The following is a 17,122-nucleotide window of genomic DNA, read 5'->3' on the forward strand; positions in this document are numbered from 1 at the left end:
GGTTGACAGATCGGGCCGCCCCCGTAGCATTGAGGGGCAACGGCGGCTTGCGTATGGCGCAGGCTCCGGCAGTCCCCGGTCCATTCCAGGTTGCCGCACCCGCGGGAACTTATTCTGGTCATGACCACGGGCACCCCCAGGGGGCGGGTCTACTTCGCAGCAGAAAACGGTTCCGGCGCCGCAATTTTCAGGCCTGACGGAACTGGCCCGAAGCGGGTGGACCTGCCCGGGCGATGATGCGGGCCTGTCATGCGCGCACAACTCCCTATAATGGGAAGTTGCGCCTGAATTTCCCGAACGATCGTCTTTCGGCGCACCGACCGCTCCCTTCAAGGAAAGGCCTCGCTGTGCGTGTCCTCACCATCATCCCCACCTATAACGAGCTGGAATCGTTGCCCAAGACCCTCGGTCGCCTGCGCACAGCCGTGCCCGCGTCCGACGTGCTGGTTGTCGACGACAACAGCCCCGACGGCACGGGGCAGCTGGCAGACCGCATGGCCGCCGAAGACGGCCAGGTCCACGTCCTGCACCGCGCTGGAAAGGCCGGGCTCGGAGCCGCGTACATCGCGGGCTTTAAGTGGGGCCTGGACGCCGGCTACGACATCCTCGTAGAGATGGACGCGGACGGCTCGCACCAGCCCGAACAGCTGCCCCAGCTGATTGAGGCCGTGGAGCAAGGCGCGGACCTCGCCATGGGGTCGCGCTGGGTGCCCGGCGGCAGTGTGGTCAACTGGCCCATCTACCGGCAGGCCATCAGCCGAGTCGGCAGCACCTATGCCCGGATCATGCTGGGCGTGAAAATCAAGGACGTGACCGGTGGTTTCCGCGCGTTCCGCCGGACCACTCTGGAGAAGCTGAACCTGGATGCGGTGGACTCGGTGGGCTACGGCTTCCAGGTGGACCTGGCCTGGCGGGTGGCCAAGCTCGGGCTGACGATCGTGGAGCGCCCCATCACCTTCGTCGAGCGCGAGCTCGGCGCTTCGAAAATGAGCGGCAACATCGTGGTGGAAGCCATGATCAACGTCACCAAATGGGGACTGACTGCCCGCTGGAACAAGCTACGCGGTAAGCAGGACGGCAAGTAGGACCACCGGCAGCGCGGACGGCTCCCGTCCCGCAGGGCACCTAAGGCACACAAGGCTCTTGCCACAGAAAAGGGCCGGGCCCGCATCAATCAAGTGATGCGGGCCCGGCCCTTGCCGTAGCGTGTGCGCCGGGCTCTAGGCCGAGCGGCGTTCGCCGCGGCGTTCGCGCAGGATGGTGAGGCGGTCTTCGAGGATCTGCTCAAGCTCGGGAAGCGTGCGGCGTTCCAGCAGCATGTCCCAGTGCGTGCGCACTGCCTTTTCATTGCTGTTGACGGGGCGTTCGCCGTCCACCAGCAAGGCTTCCTTGCCCGTCTTCGAAACCCAGACCGGGGGGATTTCGGCTTCCGAGGAGAACGTCACGAACACCTGCTCGCCGTCCTCGCAACGGTATTCAACCCGCTGGCGCGGAGCCGGTTCGACGCCGGATTCGGTCTCCATGCTCTGTGCGCCAAGGCGCATACCCCGCAGGCTGCGATCGCTCATCTTTTCTCCCTCTATTCGGTTCGCAGGGTCAAGCCCTGCGTTGTCCGGGGACCGTCGGGCGCCGGACTTCTGGTTGCACAGCGCTGTACCGTGCCTGGCCCGTGTGGCCCGGCCAAATGACAGTCACCAGTGAACAAAACTGTTTGGAACGTCATTGGAATCAACGCTGTGCGGAGCGTATTTGTTCCGGACGACTGAACGGACCGGACAAATATTCAAGTATACGGGAGTGGTGTGGGTGAGGTAAAGCGAGTACCCATGCAGCGCGAACTGCGTAGGCTGTACCCGGCCAATCAGGCCTTAAGCTGGTTGGCCCCCGCAACCGCGCCGGAAAGGCGGGGCTGCGGGGGCCGACAGGTGCCGGGGGCTAGGACCGGCTTACTTGGCCGTCAGCCGCCGCGGGCGCTGGCTGCGGAGCAGCCTCCGGCGTCGACGGCTCCTGCACCTGGGCCGGGACGCCGCCCAGGACGCTGCCGATCCCCTTGAGTGCCTCGCCGATCTCGCTCGGAACAATCCACAGCTTGTTCGAGCTGCCTTCGGCGATCTTCGGGAGAGTCTGCAGGTACTGGTAAGCCAGCAGTTTCTGGTCCGGGTTGCCCTTGTGGATCGCGTCGAAGACCTTCTGGATGGCCTGCGCCTCGCCGTCTGCCCTCAGGATTGCGGCTTTGGCGTCACCTTCGGCTTTCAGGATGGAGGACTGGCGCTGGCCTTCGGCGGTGAGGATTGCAGACTGCTTGGTTCCTTCCGCGGTCAGGATGGCGGCGCGACGGTCACGCTCGGCCCGCATCTGCTTCTCCATCGAATCCTGGATCGAGTGGGGCGGATCGATCGCCTTGAGCTCCACTCGGGAGACGCGGATGCCCCAGCGTCCGGTCGCCTCGTCCAGGACTCCGCGGAGCTGGCCGTTGATCTGGTCGCGGGACGTCAGCGCTTCCTCGAGGTTGAGTCCGCCGACCACGTTGCGCAGGGTGGTGGTGGTGAGCTGTTCCACGGCCTGGATGTAGTTGGCGATCTCGTAGGTGGCGGCCCGGGCGTCAGTGACTTGGAAATAGACCACGGTGTCGATCGAAACAACCAGGTTGTCCTCGGTGATGACGGGCTGCGGCGGGAAAGAAACCACCTGTTCACGCAAGTCCAGCAATGGCAGCAGGCGGTCCACAAAGGGAATCAGCAAGGTCAGGCCGGGATTCAGGGTGCGTTGGTATTTGCCCAGCCGTTCAACGACGCCGGCCCGGGCCTGTGGAATGATCCGGACCGACCGGACCAGCACAATAATTACGAACACAATTAGTACCAGCAGCACAATTGCGACTGCGATATTCATACTTCACCTATTCCCCAGTTGTTTGGTTTTGGTCCCGCTCCTTGCAGATCCGCGGCCTGCTGCCTGCAGGTGACCGCAGAACTGGCGTCCCCTATTGGATGGCCGATTCCGGCTGCGGCGCCACGATGGCAGTGGCACCGTCGATGGCGCTGACCACCGCCTGTTGGCCGGGTGCCAGGACTCCCGATTCGGACCGCGCGCTCCAGACGTCCCCGCCGATTTTGACGAGCCCGCCGCTTTCGCTTACCGCTTCCATGACGACGGCGGATTCGCCGATGAGCCGCTCAATGTTCGTGCGTTGATCTGCAGGGCCTCGATGGAGGTGTTTAAGTGCCACCGGCCGGACAAAGCCGATCATCAGCAGGGATGCCACGCAGAAGGCAATAATTTGAAGCCACAGATCGGCCCCCGCGAAGTCCGCTACTAATCCGGCGAGAGCGCCGCCGCCGAGCATGATGAAAAACAGGTCCAGGGTGAGCATCTCGACCACGGCAAACAGGAGAAACAGCGCGAGCCAAAGCGCCCACCAATTCTCGACCAGCCATACAGACATCAATTCCCCCTTGAGTTCCGGGAGCTGAAGGCACAGCCCCCCAGTAACTGTATTTCCATACTATGCGGAAGGCAGAGGGCTGGGACCGGCAGGCGGAAATTCATGGCCAAAGTGGCCAAGTCGTTATTTCCCGGGGCAATTTCTCCGTCCGGAGTCCCCGCCCTGGTGGTCTAGGGGCGTCCTGAACCGCTCCGCAGCACCCCGGGAGTGTTCACGCGATGCGTTCAAAAACGCTGATCCGGAAGCGTGCCGAGACGGCGGTCCGCTCCGGAAGACTGGCCTCGAGGGCGCCGAGCGCGGCACGGTCCAGGTGATGGCCTGCGGGCCCCATGAACGCAAGGTTGGCCACGTCACGCGGGCTCAGGGACAACGGCAGGTCCAGATCCCGCGATTCGACGGGCGCGAAGTGCTGGCCCAGGGACGCGACGAGACGCTCGTCCTTGCCCGGCTCGATCCCCAACATCCCGGCCTGCCCGGCAACCTCGGCCAGGTGGCCGGGCCGCGGCGTGACCACTACCAGCCGGCCGCCGGGTCGGAGCACCCGGGCGAACTCGGGCGCGTTGCGCGGCGCAAAGACCACCGTGACGACGTCGACGGCGTTATCCGCGACGGGCAGCGGCTGCCAGACATCCGCGACCACATTCACGGCTTCCGGATTCATCCTTGCGGCGCGGCGCAGTGCGAACTTCGAAATGTCCAAGCCGATTGCGGCGGCCCAGTCACCGTCCTGCCGATCCACTGCCACCCGATCGAGCAGGGCCCTGAGGTAGTGGCCAGTTCCCGTTCCGGCGTCCAGCACCACCGGGTGGCGGGACGTGGCCTCCAGGACGGCGGGTGCGGCCATCGCTGCGACGGCTTCGGCCAGCGGCCGATAGTGCCCGGCGGAGAGGAAATCGAATCGGGCGGCCACCATGTCGGCTGTATCCGCTTCAAACACGGTTCCCTTGCCGACCAGGAAGTTGAAGTATCCCTGCTTGGCGGCATCAAAGCTGTGGCCGCCGCCGCACACGAGGGTGGGGGCCGCGCCCCCGCCGGGCCGGAGAACGTTCCGGCACACCGGGCACAGGAGGGGGAGTTCGGGGGCGGGAGGCATAGCTTCATCCTAAGCGGGGATCCGGTACTCCCTGCGGGACAGGGAACACGCGGCGGGCTACTTGGGAACGGTCCGGGGCCGGCCCTCCGCACCGCGGGTGGACGGTTGGAGCGTCCGCGCCGCACCGCAGGGAGTGAGGTATTTCACAGTGCGCGCACCACGGGCTAGGCTCGCAAGCGTGAAATCTGAACAACTTCCGCTGCTCAATTCCGTCTCCGCCCCCGCCGTGCACCCTGACGGCTCTCGCGCCGTGGTGTCCGTAATTCGGCCGGACTTCGACGCCGACGCCTACGTGGGACAGCTCTGGACCGTCCCCGTAGACCCGGGCTTGGACGTCCTGGACTACAACGATCCTGCCCAACGGCCGCGCCGTTTGACCCGCGGATTCCGGGACACGGCACCTGACTTTTCGCCGGACGGGCAGGCCCTTGCCTTCCTGCGCGCGGCCCCCGGCGGCAAGCCGCAGCTGCACGTCGTGGAGGCAACCGGCGGCGAACCGCAGCCGCTGACGGCAGCCCCGCTGGGAGTCAGCTCCTTCGCCTGGTCACCCGATTCCCGGACCATTGTCTTCAGTGCCAGGACCCCTGATGAGGGCCGGTACGGCAGCGTCGACGGCGTGGGCGCGGGCAGCGAGGACGCCCGGCTGATCACCGATTTCAAGTACCGGATAAACGGTCTTGGCTACACCGCTGACAAGCCCCTGCACCTGTTCCTCCTCGAAGTCCCGCAGCTCGATGCCGAGCCGAAGGTGGCCCCGGCCGGACGCGCGCTGAAGGCACTCGGCGCCGCGGCTGATCCCACGGAGGCTGCCGGCCGCGTGCTGCCGGCCGCCAAGCAGCTCACCACCGGTCCAGCCGATCACAACGGCGCCAGCTTCAGCTCCGACGGCGGCACTATCTACGTCACGGCGGCGCTTCATGAAGGCCAGGACACCGACCTCGTCAGCCGGATCTATGCGATTCCCGCCGCCGGAGGGCAGCCGCAGGCCATCACACCGGCCAATGCCCGGCCACAGACCGTCAGTGCGGTGCGCCAGTCCGCGGACGGGAAGTGGCTGTTCTTCCTCGCGCAGGACCTGGGCCCATCCGGCCGGGACTTCGTTGGCCGGAACACCGCCCTGTACGCCATGCCGGCCGGCGGCGGACAAGCCACGGCGCTCAGCGACGCCGAGACTCTTGACCTCTCCGGCAGCAACCGGATCGAGCTGCGCGGCCCCGCCGGCGCGCTGGTCCTCAACAATGCGCGGGGGACCGTGGAACTGCACGAGTTCGGCGCTACGGGCGGCCACACCGTCCTCCTGGAGGGAAGCCGTGTGGTGACCGGCGCTACGGACGGCGGTGGGTCCCTGGTGGTCAGTTTCACCGATTCCACCACGGCAGGCGACCTCGCAGTGCTCGACGGCGGGCGGGTGCGGCGCCTGACGGATTTCTCCGCGCCGCTGCGGAGCGTCGCGGGCATCAGCGAGCCGCAGGAACTGACCTTGCCCTCAGCGGACGGGTACCCGGTCCATGGCTGGCTCGTGAAGCCGGCAGGCCCGGGCCCGCACCCGGTGCTGCTGAACATCCACGGCGGCCCATTTGCCCAGTTCAGCGTGGCATTGTTCGACGAAGCCCAGGTCTACGCCGGGGCCGGATATGCCGTACTCATGTGCAATCCGCGGGGCTCGGCCGGCTACGGCCAGGAGCACGGACGGACCATCAAGGAGCGGATGGGAACGGTGGACATGCAGGACGTCCTCGCCTTCCTGGACGGGGCCGTAGAGAAGTTCGAGGATCTGGACGCAGAGAATGTCGGCATCATGGGCGGATCCTACGGCGGCTACCTGACGGCGTGGACCATCAGCCACGACCACCGCTTCCGGGCGGCGATCGTCGAGCGCGGTTTCCTCGATCCTGTGAGCTTCATGGGTTCCTCTGACATCGGTTGGTTCTTCGGCGGCGAATACACCGGCCGGTCCGAGGAGCAAATGGCGGCCCAGAGCCCCATGGCCCGCGTGGACGACGTGCGGACGCCCTCGCTGGTGATCCACAGCGAGGAGGATCTCCGGTGCCCTGTGGAGCAGGGGCAGCGGTATTTCACCGCCCTCAAGCAGCGGGGCGTGGAGACCGGGTTCCTGGTCTTCCCGGGCGAGAACCACGAGCTGTCCCGTTCCGGCACCCCGCACCACCGGAAGCAGCGGTTCGACGAGATCCTGAAGTGGTGGGCGCGCTACCTTCCATCCGCCGGGAATCCGGCACCGCAGCCGTAGTCGGCCGCCCTAGTCGGCCGCATCAGTCCTCCGCCGGGTCCGGCAGGAACCCCAGTTCCTGCCGGGCGCGGCTGATGTCCGGCTGCGCCCAGCGGGCGGAGTATTCGGCACTGCTGCTGATGGAGCGCAGCTCTGCCCGGTCAAGGAACAGGACCCCGTGCAGGTGGTCGGTCTCATGCTGGACAATCCGTGCCTGCCAGCCGGAGAAGGACCGCTGCATCGGCGTGCCGTCCGGCGCCGTGAAGTCGAGCTGGACCGATTCCGGCCGCATCACCGCAGCCTGCAGGCCCCCAATGGAGAGGCAGCCTTCGTAGAACGCCACTGACTTGGGGCCAAGGATCCGATAGCTCGGGTTCACCATGGCAAAGAACGGCAGCGGCTCCCGGCCACGGACTGCGGCTACCTCGGCGTCGACGTCGAACTGGTCCTCCAGGACTGCGATCTGCAGCGGAATCCCCAGCTGCGGTGCCGCCAGGCCAACCCCGGGGGCCTTGTGCATTACGCTGCGCATGAGGTCGATGAGGTGACCGAGTTCGGCGTCCGTCAACTGGCCCTCGTATGGTGCCGCCACGTGCCGAAGCACGGGATGCCCTGCCTGGACAATCGGCGGAAGGATACCCGCGCTGAGGATCTCCTGGACCGTTTCGCTAATCCGGGCGGCGCTGAAGTCGGTGGGCCTGGCGTCATTGGACATGCCCCCACACTACTGGCGGCCGCACGCGGTTGTAACAAAGTCGTACATCCGGCCTCGAAGTTGGTCATCGGCGCCTACTTTCAGGACCCCCTCCCGGCCGGCCACCCTGACCCGCAGCGGCAGGAGCGTGCCCACCTTGTCTTCGGCCACGGCATGCGGATCGCAGCGGGCGGGCCGGATGCCGAGCCGCACTTCCTGCGGCGGCCCGCCGGCGCGGAGCGTCAAGGAGCGGGGCCATGGAGCCTGCGTGGCTTCCGCGAGGAGGGTGGTTTCGTCTATCCGGTCGATCACCAGTTCAGCGCCGCCTGCATCGGCGGCATCGGTGGCATGCGGTTGCACCAGCAGGCGCACGACGGCGGTCCGCCCGTCCGCGGCGACCTCAAGGTCCGGAGCGAGCCGGATCGTGGCCACGGCCGAGGCCGCACCGGTCAGGCACATCTCGGCATTGTTCCGGGCCAGGACGCCGAATGGGTCTGCCGCCGGCGTTGTGGCGCCGGCTGGGCCACCGCCTGGGGGCTGCGCCAGCCGGAGGGAGACGAACGCGGTGGTGCCCGGTGCGCCGCCGGAGGCAGCATTCGTCCCTGGCGGCCCCGTGGTCGCGGCCGGGCTGCCGCATTCGGGTGCGGGCAGCGGTGCCGGCAGGCTCTTCGTCTGTCCGGGCGGGAGGACGATCCCGCCGGAGTGCGCCGGCCAGGCGATCACAGCGGAGAACAGCGGGCTGTTCAGCTCCGCGCCCAGGACCGTCAGGGCGCTGCCGGTGGAGTTCGTGAGCTGGATTTCGATGATTTGCTTGCTGTAGTTGTCGCGGAACTGGCTGATTTCCGCGGTCACAGGCCCGGCGGCGGTGGGTGTGGCCGTCGTCGTCGGCGTTGGGGAACCTGTGCCCGGGAACCCATTGCCCGAGCAGGACGCCGCAGTCCCAAGCACGGCCACGGCAGCCATGATCCGCAACAGAATCCGGCGCCGGCGCGTCACAGGGTGGCCGTCCATGCGCACAGTCTATTCCGGGACGCCGTCCAGTCCTCGGCGTGGGCTCCCTTCAGGCGGAGCCCGGGTGGGGGGCACACGACGGCAGCCGGCTAGTGCATCGTGAAGCGGCGGGCGATCAGTGAATTTACCGCCGGAACTGCAGCGATGCCCCCGATGGCCCGGTTCCGCACCGCCAAGAGGCCGTCCGCCAGGGGCCGGCCCAGGGTCATGTTGATTTCCGCCTGGCGTGCCGCCCGGGCTGCCGCCCTCAGCCGGGTGTGTTCGAAAGTCCTGAGGGAACCCGTCACATCGCTGCCGCGCACCGCCGCCTTCACTATCGGCGCCAGCATCGCGGCATCGATCCAGCCCAGGTTCATGCCCTGCCCTCCGATGGGACTGACCTCGTGGGCCGCGTCCCCGATCAGCACCGTCCGGCCGGCCACCATCCGGCGGGCCAGACGTGAGCGGACGCCGAAGCTGCTGAGCATGCTGTTGGTCCCGGCGTCGATCTCCAGGCCAGTCCGTTCCCGCACGCAGCGCATCAGCCAGCACGCGTCGCCGCCCTGGCCGTTGGCAGCGTGACCGTTGGCAGCGGGGCCGCCTGGAGGGGGATCGCCTGGCCCCAGGCGCACGACCCACCGGCGCCGCTGACCGGGCAGGGGGAACGACTCCACGATGCCCGCACCGGCCAGGAACAGCGCGGCGTCCGGACCGAACCCGGTCCAGTCGGCGAAGTCTCCCATGAGGTAGCTGTCCGGATACTCCTTGACGCGCAGGCCGATGCCCTGGCTGGCCCGCACTGTGGAGCGCACGCCGTCGGCGGCTATGAGCAGCGGCGCCGAATAGCGCAGCGCGCCGCGCGGGGATTCGGCTTCGGCGGTGAACCGGGCGCCGTCGTCGGAGAGCCGGGTGAGGCGGACGGCGCGGTGTACTGCGCCGTCGTCGAGCTCGCTGACCCTACGTTCAAGCACCGCCTCTGTCCTGCACTGGGGCAGGGACAGGACGAACGGAAACCGGTCGGAGACGCCGTCGAAGGACATCTCGGCAAGGGTCTTCCCGCGGGCCACGGCCACTCCGCGGCGGATCTGGACCCCCTCGGCAACCAGGGACCCGGCAATGCCGGCCCGGGCCAGGGCCATCAGCGCAGGCGGATGGATGCCGATGGCACGCGAATGGGGTTCCGGGGCGCTCCGCTGTTCCAGGACCTGGACATCGACGCCGTCCTGCAGCAGCAGCGCAGCCATGAACAGTCCCACGGGGCCGGCGCCCACAATCAACACCTCAGCCACGGGGATCGGGCCCCGTCCTTGGGCCGCCGTCGGCGCTGTCCAGCAACAGCAGGTTCCGGAAGGGGGCGTGGCGGGCAACCGTCCATCCGTCGGGGGCGGCAGCGGCCAGCTCCGCGGCGGTGTAGCTCCGCCGGATCGAGGTCAGCCCGTCCCGCCGGATATAGGAGCCGGTGAACACCCAGGAGGAGACAAAGAAGAGCGCGTAGGCGGCGGGGCTGCGGCGGATGTCGTTGTGGACCACCGTGCTCCGGGACAACGCGGCCGACTCGGCCAGGAACGCTGCCAGCCCCTCAAGGTGGTGCAGCACATGGTTGGACACCACGACGTCGTACAGGTCGCCCTTCTCGATCAGCTCCGCAGCGGACGATTGCCGAAACGTGACATTCTCTGCCGCGTGGCGGCCGCGGGCGAACAGAATGGCCCGCGGATCCGGGTCAATGGCGGTGACCTCGAGGCGCAGTCCATCTCGGGCGGCCCAGCGGGCAAGCAGCACCGAAACGTCGCCTCCGCCGCAGCCGATGTCCAGCAGCGAGGTAGGGGAGTCCGCGGACAGCCGCGGCCGGACCCGGGTGCGATAGATACCGTGCCAGCCGGCGATTGCGCGGTTGACGAGCGCAAACTGGGCATAGGTTCGCTCCAGCTGGCCGGGATCGCAACCGGGCAGGTCCATTTCCTCGACGGCGTCCCGGGCACGGTCCCGCAGGAGGGCCGAGTGGAAACGCTCCATGCTCAACTGATTCACGCCGAACGGTTCCAGGGCCGCCGCCCTCAGGCCTGCACCGAGACCGGCTCCGCGGAGTCAGCAGAATCCGTTGGTTCCGCGGCCACCGCCGCCACCGCCTCGGCCGGCTCCTGCCGTGCAGCCGCAGCGGAACGCGGAGCGACCAGCCTGGTGAAGAGCGCCGTTTCCACGGTCAGGCCCGGGCCGAAGGCCATCGAGCAGATCCGTTCCTCACCTGGGCGGGCTGGGCCGTCTGGGTCACTTTGGTTGGCCTGGCTGCCTGCGCTGCCGCCGGCGTCGTTCGCGGCCGGCAGGTCCAGGATGTGCCGGATGACGAACAGGACGGTGGCGCTGCTCATGTTGCCGTAATTTCGGAGCGTTTCGCGGGCGGGGACCAGCTGTTCGTCGCTGAGGTCCAGCCTGGATTGGACCTTGTCCAGGATGCTGCGGCCGCCCGGGTGGATTCCCCAGTGCTGGATGTCCCGGTAGGGGAGCCCCTGCAGCGAAGGGTCGCGGGACAGGAGTGGTTCGAGGGCGCCAATGATGTGGTCATCGATGATGTGCGGGACATAGTTGCCCAGGACCATCTCGAAGCCCTCATCGCCGATGTTCCAGGCCATCGAGTCCTCGCCGACCGGCGTTAGGACGGTTTCGAAGTGGTCCAGCCGCAGCAGGGCAGGTTCGCCGGGGATGTCCCGCGCGGTGATGATTGCGGCTGCGGCGCCGTCGGCGAACAAGGCCGATCCCATGATGGTGTCCGGATCATTGGAAGTCCGCACATGGAGGGAACAGAGTTCGGCGCAGACCACCAGGACCGTCGCATCCGGATCCGCCTCACAAAACGACTTCGCGGCCCGCAGCGCCGGGAAAGCGGCGTAGCAGCCCATGAAGCCGAGGTGGTACCGCTGGACGGCCGGGTTCAGGCCGAGGGCCCGGACTATTTTGTAGTCCGGGCCGGGATTGAAGAATCCGGTGCAGGAGACGGTGATCAGGTGGGTGATGTCCGGCGCCTCGATTCCCGGACAGGCATCGAGGGCTTTTTGGGCGGCCTCGATGAAGAGTTTGGTCGCTTCCGTGGCGAATATGCCGTTGCGGATCTTGGTGCTGGGGCTAAGTACCAGGCCGGTGGCCGGGTCGAAGAACTGGGGATCTTCTGCCCGGCTGTCCGTGGTGAGTTCCTCGACGGCCGTATGCCGGGTGTCGATGGCGGCGGAGTCAAAGCACGTGTTGACCAGCCGGGATCCGAGCCGCGTGAGCCCCGGTTGGGCGGCGAACACGGCCCTGGCCTCGGGCTGGACCAGAATGGTTGGCGGGACTGCAGTTTCTAAGGACCTCAGGTAGACCGTCATGGTTCATTCTCAGTGAGCCCGCCGCCAAAGACAATGGACTGACCCGGGATTTGGCTGGGGTCCGGGGTGGACATCTTCGGCGCGACGTAGCACGATCTGACTTGTGACCAGCAAACCCGACATGGCGCAGCACTTGCGCGACCTCGCGCTGCTGCGCCGCGTCCGTGACCGGATGGACCGGGAGTACGCCCAACCGCTCGACGTCGAGGCCCTCGCCCGCGGTGTGCACATGTCCGCCGGGCACCTCAGCCGCGAGTTCCGCCTGGCCTATGGCGAGTCGCCCTACAGCTACCTGATGACGCGGCGCATCGAGCGTGCCATGGCGCTGCTGCGCCGGGGCGACCTCAGCGTCACAGAGGTCTGCTTCACGGTCGGCTGCTCGTCCCTGGGCACCTTCAGCACCCGTTTCACCGAACTGGTTGGCGTACCACCCAGCGTCTACCGGCGCGAGGCGGCACGCGCGACCGCAGGGATGCCGTCCTGCGTGGCGAAACAGGTCACCAGACCGGTCAGGAATCGAGAAGTACCGGCCCTGGAGCCGCAGTTAGCATGAGTGCCATGGACATCAACATTCACGCTAGTTTCCTCCCGCACAACGATCCCGACGCCGCCCTGGCGTTCTATCGTGACACCCTCGGCTTCGAGGTCCGCAACGACGTCGGCTACGGCGGAATGCGCTGGCTCACGGTCGGCCCCGCCGACCAGCCGGACACGTCAATCGTCCTGGAGCCCCCGGCCGCGGACCCCGGCGTCACCGACGACGAACGCCGCACCATCGACGAGATGATGGCCAAGGGCACCTATGCGCGCATCCTCCTGGCCACCAAGGACGTCGACGCCACCTTCGACCGGGTGCAGGCCAGCGGCGCCGAGGTGGTCCAGGAGCCGACCGACCAGCCCTATGGGGTCCGCGACTGCGCCTTCCGCGATCCCGCGGGCAACCTGATCCGAATCCAGCAGCCGCGCTGAGCCGTCCGGTGACCGGGAAAACCAAAGAACCAGAGAACCTCGGGACAACGTGCCCGCAGCTGGTTAGATAGAGCAAAGCGACGCTGGCGGAGGCCGGCTGGGGCAGGCCGCCCCGCCCAATAGATGGAGACACGATGAGCATTGCCACGAGCCCGGAGACGCAGTCGCCTGCGCTGCACGTAGCGGACAGCCACGATCTGATCAGTGTGCAGGGCGCACGCGAGAACAACCTGAAGGACATCAGCGTCGAGATCCCGAAGCGCCGCCTGACGGTGTTCACGGGCGTTTCCGGCTCAGGCAAGAGCTCGCTCGTGTTCGCCACCATCGCCGCCGAGTCGCAGCGGATGATCAACGAGACCTACAGTGCCTTCGTGCAAGGATTCATGCCCAGCCTGGCACGGCCCGACGTCGACCATCTCGAAGGACTGACGACGGCGATCATCGTCGACCAGGAGCGGATGGGCGCCAACCCCCGCTCCACGGTGGGCACCGCCACCGACGCCAACGCCATGCTCCGGATACTCTTCAGCCGGCTGGGATCACCCCACGTGGGCCCGCCCACTGCGTTTTCCTTCAACGTCCCGACGCGGAAGGCAAGCGGGGTGATGAGCACCGAGAAGGCCGGTGGCCGGGTCGAGAAGAACGTGGTGCACGGTGCGGTCTACCTCGGCGGCATGTGTCCGCGGTGCGAGGGCATGGGCTCGGTCTCCGACTTCGACCTCACCGCGCTGTACGACGACAGCAAGTCGCTCGCCGGCGGCGCCCTCACGATCCCCGGCTACAGCATGGACGGCTGGTACGGGCGCATCTTCAGCGGCGCCGGCTTCAACATGGACAAGCCGATCAGCAAGTTCACCAAGAAGGAACTGGACGACCTTCTCTACAAGGAACCGACCAAAATCAAGGTCGAGGGCATCAACCTCACCTATGAGGGACTGATTCCCAAGATCCAGAAGTCGATGCTCTCCAAGGACGTCGAGGCGATGCAGCCGCATGTCCGGGCCTTCGTGGAACGCGCCATCACGTTCCAGTCCTGCCCCGAGTGCGACGGCACGCGGCTCAGCCCGGAGGCCCGGTCCTCGAAGATCCAGGGCAAGAACATCGCCGACCTGTGCGAGATGCAGATCAGCGACCTCGCCGAGTGGGTCCGCGGGCTCAATGAACCCTCTGTCGCGCCACTCCTGAAGGGCCTGCAGCACCTGCTGGACTCCTTCGCCGAAATCGGGCTGGGCTACCTGTCACTGGAACGGCCGGCGGGCACGCTGTCCGGGGGAGAGGCCCAGCGCACCAAGATGATCCGGCACCTGGGCTCGTCCCTCACGGACATCACCTATGTCTTTGACGAGCCGACGATCGGCCTGCACCCGCATGACATTGAGCGGATGAACCAGCTGCTGCTGCAGCTGCGCGACAAGGGCAACACTGTACTCGTCGTCGAGCACAAGCCGGAGACCATCGCCATCGCTGACCATGTTGTCGACCTCGGCCCCGGTGCGGGCACCGAGGGTGGCCGCGTCTGCTTCGAGGGAAGCGTCGAGGGGCTGCGGGGGAGTGACACCATCACCGGCCGCCACCTCGATGACCGTGCCGCGGTGAAGGACTCGGTGCGCACGCCGGCCGGCAAGCTCGAGGTGCGCGGCGCCTCGAAGCACAACCTCAAGGACGTGGACGTCGACGTTCCGCTCGGCGTGCTGTGCGTGGTCACGGGTGTCGCCGGTTCGGGCAAGAGCTCGCTGATCCACGGCTCGGTGGCCGGCCGCGACGGTGTTGTGGTGATCGATCAGGGCGCCATCAAGGGCTCGCGGCGCAGCAATCCTGCCACATACACCGGCCTTCTCGAGCCCATCCGCAAGGCGTTCGCGAAGGCCAACGGCGTGAAGCCCGCACTCTTCAGCTCCAACTCCGAAGGCGCCTGCCCCACTTGTAACGGCGCGGGCGTCATCTTCACCGAGCTAGGTGTTATGGCCACCGTGGAATCCGTCTGCGAGGACTGCGAGGGCCGCAGGTTCCAGGCGCCAGTGCTGGAATACAGGCTGGGCGGCCGCAACATCGCCGAAGTGCTGGCAATGTCCATGACCGAGGCCGAGGTGTTCTTTAGCGAAGGGGACGCCCGTACGCCGGCGGCCCACAAGATCCTCGACCGGCTCGTGGACGTCGGGCTCGGCTACCTCACCCTCGGCCAGCCGCTTACCACGCTCTCCGGCGGTGAGCGGCAGCGGGTGAAGCTGGCCACCCAGATGGCCGAGAAGGGCGACGTCTACGTCCTCGACGAGCCCACCACGGGTCTGCACCTCGCCGACGTCCAGAACCTGCTGGGTCTCCTTGACCGTCTCGTCGAGTCCGGCAAGTCCGTCATCGTCATCGAGCACCACCAGGCGGTCATGGCCCACGCCGACTGGATCATCGACCTCGGCCCCGGCGCCGGCCACGACGGCGGACGGCTGGTCTTCGAGGGCACGCCCGCCGAGCTCGTCGCGAAGCGTTCCACGCTCACCGGTGAGCACCTGGCGGCCTACGTGGGCGTCTGAGGTACAGGGGACCCGCCGCGGGCTGCCCCCGAGTGGGTTTAGGGCCTGGCCTGGGCGCGGAGGTACTGGCGAAGGCCGGGTATGGCGAAGTCCACCTTGCCATACCCGGCTGATTCGATCAGGCCGGCCGCAATGAGCCTGTTGCGGTACTTGGACACCACATTGGGCCTTGACTCGATGATGTGGCCGATCTGGGCAGCCGTTGAGGAGCCGTCCTGCTCGGCCATGGCATCGAGGAACTCACGGTCCTTTTCGGAGACGTCTGAGAGCGCCGACTCGACGACCACCAGGGTATTCCGCCTTTGCGCGGCCGCAATGGCGGTGCGGACGCTGTCCGCGCCCAAGGTCCACCCGGCCCTGTCTGCCTCCATCCACAGGTAGTAGCCGACGAGCTGAATGAGGAACGGGTAGCCTTCAGTTGCCTCCGCCGCCTCGCTCATCAGGTCCGCAGAAACCTCGATGCCTCCCTCGCTGAACAGTTCGAGGAAGGACGCGGTGACCTCAGCGATTGCCGCCTCATGAAGATTGATCCTGTCGGCCCGCCGCAGGAAGGTGGCCACGCCTTCGTTGAGCAGGTCGGACACGGCAGACGGCAAACCGGCAAAGACCAGGCCGATGGGGAGACCGTCGCGGATGAAGTGCTGCACATCGGCGGCCAGTTGTGAGATTTCGGTCCGGTCGACGGCGTGGATCTCGTCAATGGTGATGACCAGGCCTGTACCTTTCTCATCCAGCAGCCGCAGCAGCTCCTCGCCGGTCCGGCGCCAGTCCGGCACCCGCTCCTGGGGGAGCTGGGTGGTCAGGCCGAATCCCGCCGCGGAGAAGGCGGTGATCTTCCGGGTGGGCGGGCCGTCGCCGAACTCGTCGATGAGGCGCAGCATGTCATCACCGATTCTGGCCAGGAACCCCGGATTGGCCGTCCGGGAGACCACGGCCCAGCCCTGGCTCCTGGCGATCGCCTCTGCAGCGCTCAACATGACGGTCTTGCCGATGCCCCTGGAGCCAGTGATGATGGTGAGGAGCCCCGGGGCGCCCGAACCCTGCCGCAGGCCGTATTCGAATTCGTCCAGGAGCCCTGCGCGTCCGATCAGGTCCGGCGGGGTAGCTCCAGCAGTGGGTTTAAAGGGATTCTGCACCGACGCCTCCGGGGTGAATGTAGGTGAAACTGGTGAAACTGGTGAAACTTCGGCCAGCCTACCACCCTGACCCTGCTAGCTGACGGCCTCATTTGGACGCTCCGGTGGGTTGCCGCTGGGGGAGTCGGGCCAGCTATGCCCTGGTCTGACCATTCACCTTAATGCTTCGCCAGGGCGCGTCGCAGTGGCGGCGACACAATGCTCAGCCGGCAGGCATCCAGATCGGCCATGCGTCGCGGTCGGGCATTTTTCTACAGCCTGCCGACGACAGCCCGAGGAACTCGGAATTCCATCAGCTTGCGGCTGGCGTTATTCGGCAGCCGGATTGTTTTGGGCAGCCGATACGAATGCCTACAGACGACGTCGGCATCTCGCGAAGTGCACGCCGCTAACATGCCGTTCGAATTTGCACGCCGATGTCGCCTGAATACCGGACTGGGATCGCTGTCGTGAGCTGGCGCCTCAAAGACGTTCTTCAGAATGCCCAATATCAGCCCCTTCCGGCTGATTCTATAATGCCGATAATCAACATTATGTAAAGTAGTACCGTGATTATTGCATCCGATGCACGATCACCCCTCCTCCGCACATTGCCACCCGGCGCCCCCGCGACTGCAGCAGAAAAGTACCTGTGACCTGCGGGAACACAGGCGATTGGCCGATTGGGACCACTGGCAAGTC

Annotated in this window: 15 protein-coding genes; 5 read left to right on the top strand and 10 right to left on the bottom strand. The window is 66.8% G+C overall.

Annotated elements, in window-relative coordinates:
• Window positions 1–347 precede the first annotated feature (347 nt).
• The gene (locus tag AB4089_RS07540; protein WP_441408666.1) at window positions 348–1,085 is read left to right on the top strand and encodes a polyprenol monophosphomannose synthase; all 738 of its coding nucleotides are present in this window, start codon (window positions 348–350) and stop codon (window positions 1,083–1,085) included.
• Window positions 1,086–1,220: 135 nt separating this feature from the next.
• On the opposite strand, the gene AB4089_RS07545 is transcribed toward AB4089_RS07540, so the two are convergent.
• The 4 genes from AB4089_RS07545 to AB4089_RS07560 form a co-directional block, all read right to left on the bottom strand.
• Window positions 1,221–1,568 (bottom strand): RNA polymerase-binding protein RbpA, encoded by a 348-nt coding sequence (locus tag AB4089_RS07545; protein ID WP_208748926.1) that lies wholly within the window; start codon window positions 1,566–1,568, stop codon window positions 1,221–1,223.
• A gap of 367 nt (window positions 1,569–1,935) precedes the next feature.
• Complete coding sequence (locus AB4089_RS07550) at window positions 1,936–2,892, bottom strand: SPFH domain-containing protein (protein WP_441408667.1); 957 nt, start codon at window positions 2,890–2,892, stop codon at window positions 1,936–1,938.
• A 91-nt stretch (window positions 2,893–2,983) separates the two neighbouring features.
• Window positions 2,984–3,445 (bottom strand): NfeD family protein, encoded by a 462-nt coding sequence (locus AB4089_RS07555; RefSeq protein ID WP_441408668.1) that lies wholly within the window; start codon window positions 3,443–3,445, stop codon window positions 2,984–2,986.
• 211 nt (window positions 3,446–3,656) lie between these two features.
• Window positions 3,657–4,538, bottom strand: a complete 882-nt coding sequence (locus tag AB4089_RS07560; RefSeq protein ID WP_441408669.1) for a methyltransferase domain-containing protein — start codon at window positions 4,536–4,538, stop codon at window positions 3,657–3,659.
• Window positions 4,539–4,716: 178 nt separating this feature from the next.
• On the opposite strand from AB4089_RS07560, the gene AB4089_RS07565 reads away from it, so the two are divergent.
• Window positions 4,717–6,786, top strand: a complete 2,070-nt coding sequence (locus AB4089_RS07565) for a prolyl oligopeptidase family serine peptidase (protein WP_441408670.1) — start codon at window positions 4,717–4,719, stop codon at window positions 6,784–6,786.
• Between the two features lie 22 nt (window positions 6,787–6,808).
• Here AB4089_RS07565 and AB4089_RS07570 read toward each other — a convergent pair whose 3' ends face one another.
• The 5 genes from AB4089_RS07570 to AB4089_RS07590 form a co-directional block, all read right to left on the bottom strand.
• Window positions 6,809–7,480: a peptide deformylase gene (locus AB4089_RS07570; protein ID WP_441408671.1), complete on the bottom strand. Its 672-nt coding sequence runs from the start codon at window positions 7,478–7,480 to the stop codon at window positions 6,809–6,811.
• 9 nt (window positions 7,481–7,489) lie between these two features.
• Window positions 7,490–8,470: a hypothetical protein gene (locus AB4089_RS07575; RefSeq protein ID WP_441408672.1), complete on the bottom strand. Its 981-nt coding sequence runs from the start codon at window positions 8,468–8,470 to the stop codon at window positions 7,490–7,492.
• 89 nt (window positions 8,471–8,559) lie between these two features.
• Window positions 8,560–9,738: an FAD-dependent oxidoreductase gene (locus AB4089_RS07580; protein ID WP_441408673.1), complete on the bottom strand. Its 1,179-nt coding sequence runs from the start codon at window positions 9,736–9,738 to the stop codon at window positions 8,560–8,562.
• Window positions 9,731–10,465, bottom strand: coding sequence for a class I SAM-dependent methyltransferase (locus tag AB4089_RS07585; protein WP_441408691.1), 735 nt, complete (start codon window positions 10,463–10,465; stop codon window positions 9,731–9,733). Before AB4089_RS07585 ends, AB4089_RS07580 begins: the two co-directional genes overlap by 8 nt.
• Window positions 10,466–10,506: 41 nt before the next feature.
• Complete coding sequence (locus tag AB4089_RS07590) at window positions 10,507–11,808, bottom strand: type III polyketide synthase (protein ID WP_441408674.1); 1,302 nt, start codon at window positions 11,806–11,808, stop codon at window positions 10,507–10,509.
• Between the two features lie 121 nt (window positions 11,809–11,929).
• Here AB4089_RS07590 and AB4089_RS07595 point away from each other — a divergent pair, with 121 nt between their 5' ends.
• From AB4089_RS07595 to AB4089_RS07605, 3 genes are all read left to right on the top strand, one after another.
• Entirely contained in the window at window positions 11,930–12,361 is a 432-nt protein-coding gene (locus AB4089_RS07595; protein ID WP_441408692.1) for a helix-turn-helix transcriptional regulator, read from the top strand.
• Window positions 12,358–12,777, top strand: a complete 420-nt coding sequence (locus tag AB4089_RS07600; protein WP_441408675.1) for a VOC family protein — start codon at window positions 12,358–12,360, stop codon at window positions 12,775–12,777. Before AB4089_RS07595 ends, AB4089_RS07600 begins: the two co-directional genes overlap by 4 nt.
• 134 nt (window positions 12,778–12,911) lie before the next feature.
• Window positions 12,912–15,305, top strand: a complete 2,394-nt coding sequence (locus tag AB4089_RS07605; protein ID WP_441408676.1) for an ATP-binding cassette domain-containing protein — start codon at window positions 12,912–12,914, stop codon at window positions 15,303–15,305.
• A gap of 38 nt (window positions 15,306–15,343) precedes the next feature.
• Here the strand turns inward: AB4089_RS07605 and AB4089_RS07610 are convergent, their stop codons facing one another.
• Window positions 15,344–16,441 (bottom strand): AAA family ATPase, encoded by a 1,098-nt coding sequence (locus tag AB4089_RS07610; protein WP_441408677.1) that lies wholly within the window; start codon window positions 16,439–16,441, stop codon window positions 15,344–15,346.
• Window positions 16,442–17,122: the final 681 nt, after the last annotated feature.

Origin of the sequence: Arthrobacter sp. 2MCAF15, from assembly GCF_052115605.1 — a bacterium.
In the GTDB taxonomy this organism is placed as follows: Bacteria; Actinomycetota; Actinomycetes; order Actinomycetales; family Micrococcaceae; genus Arthrobacter.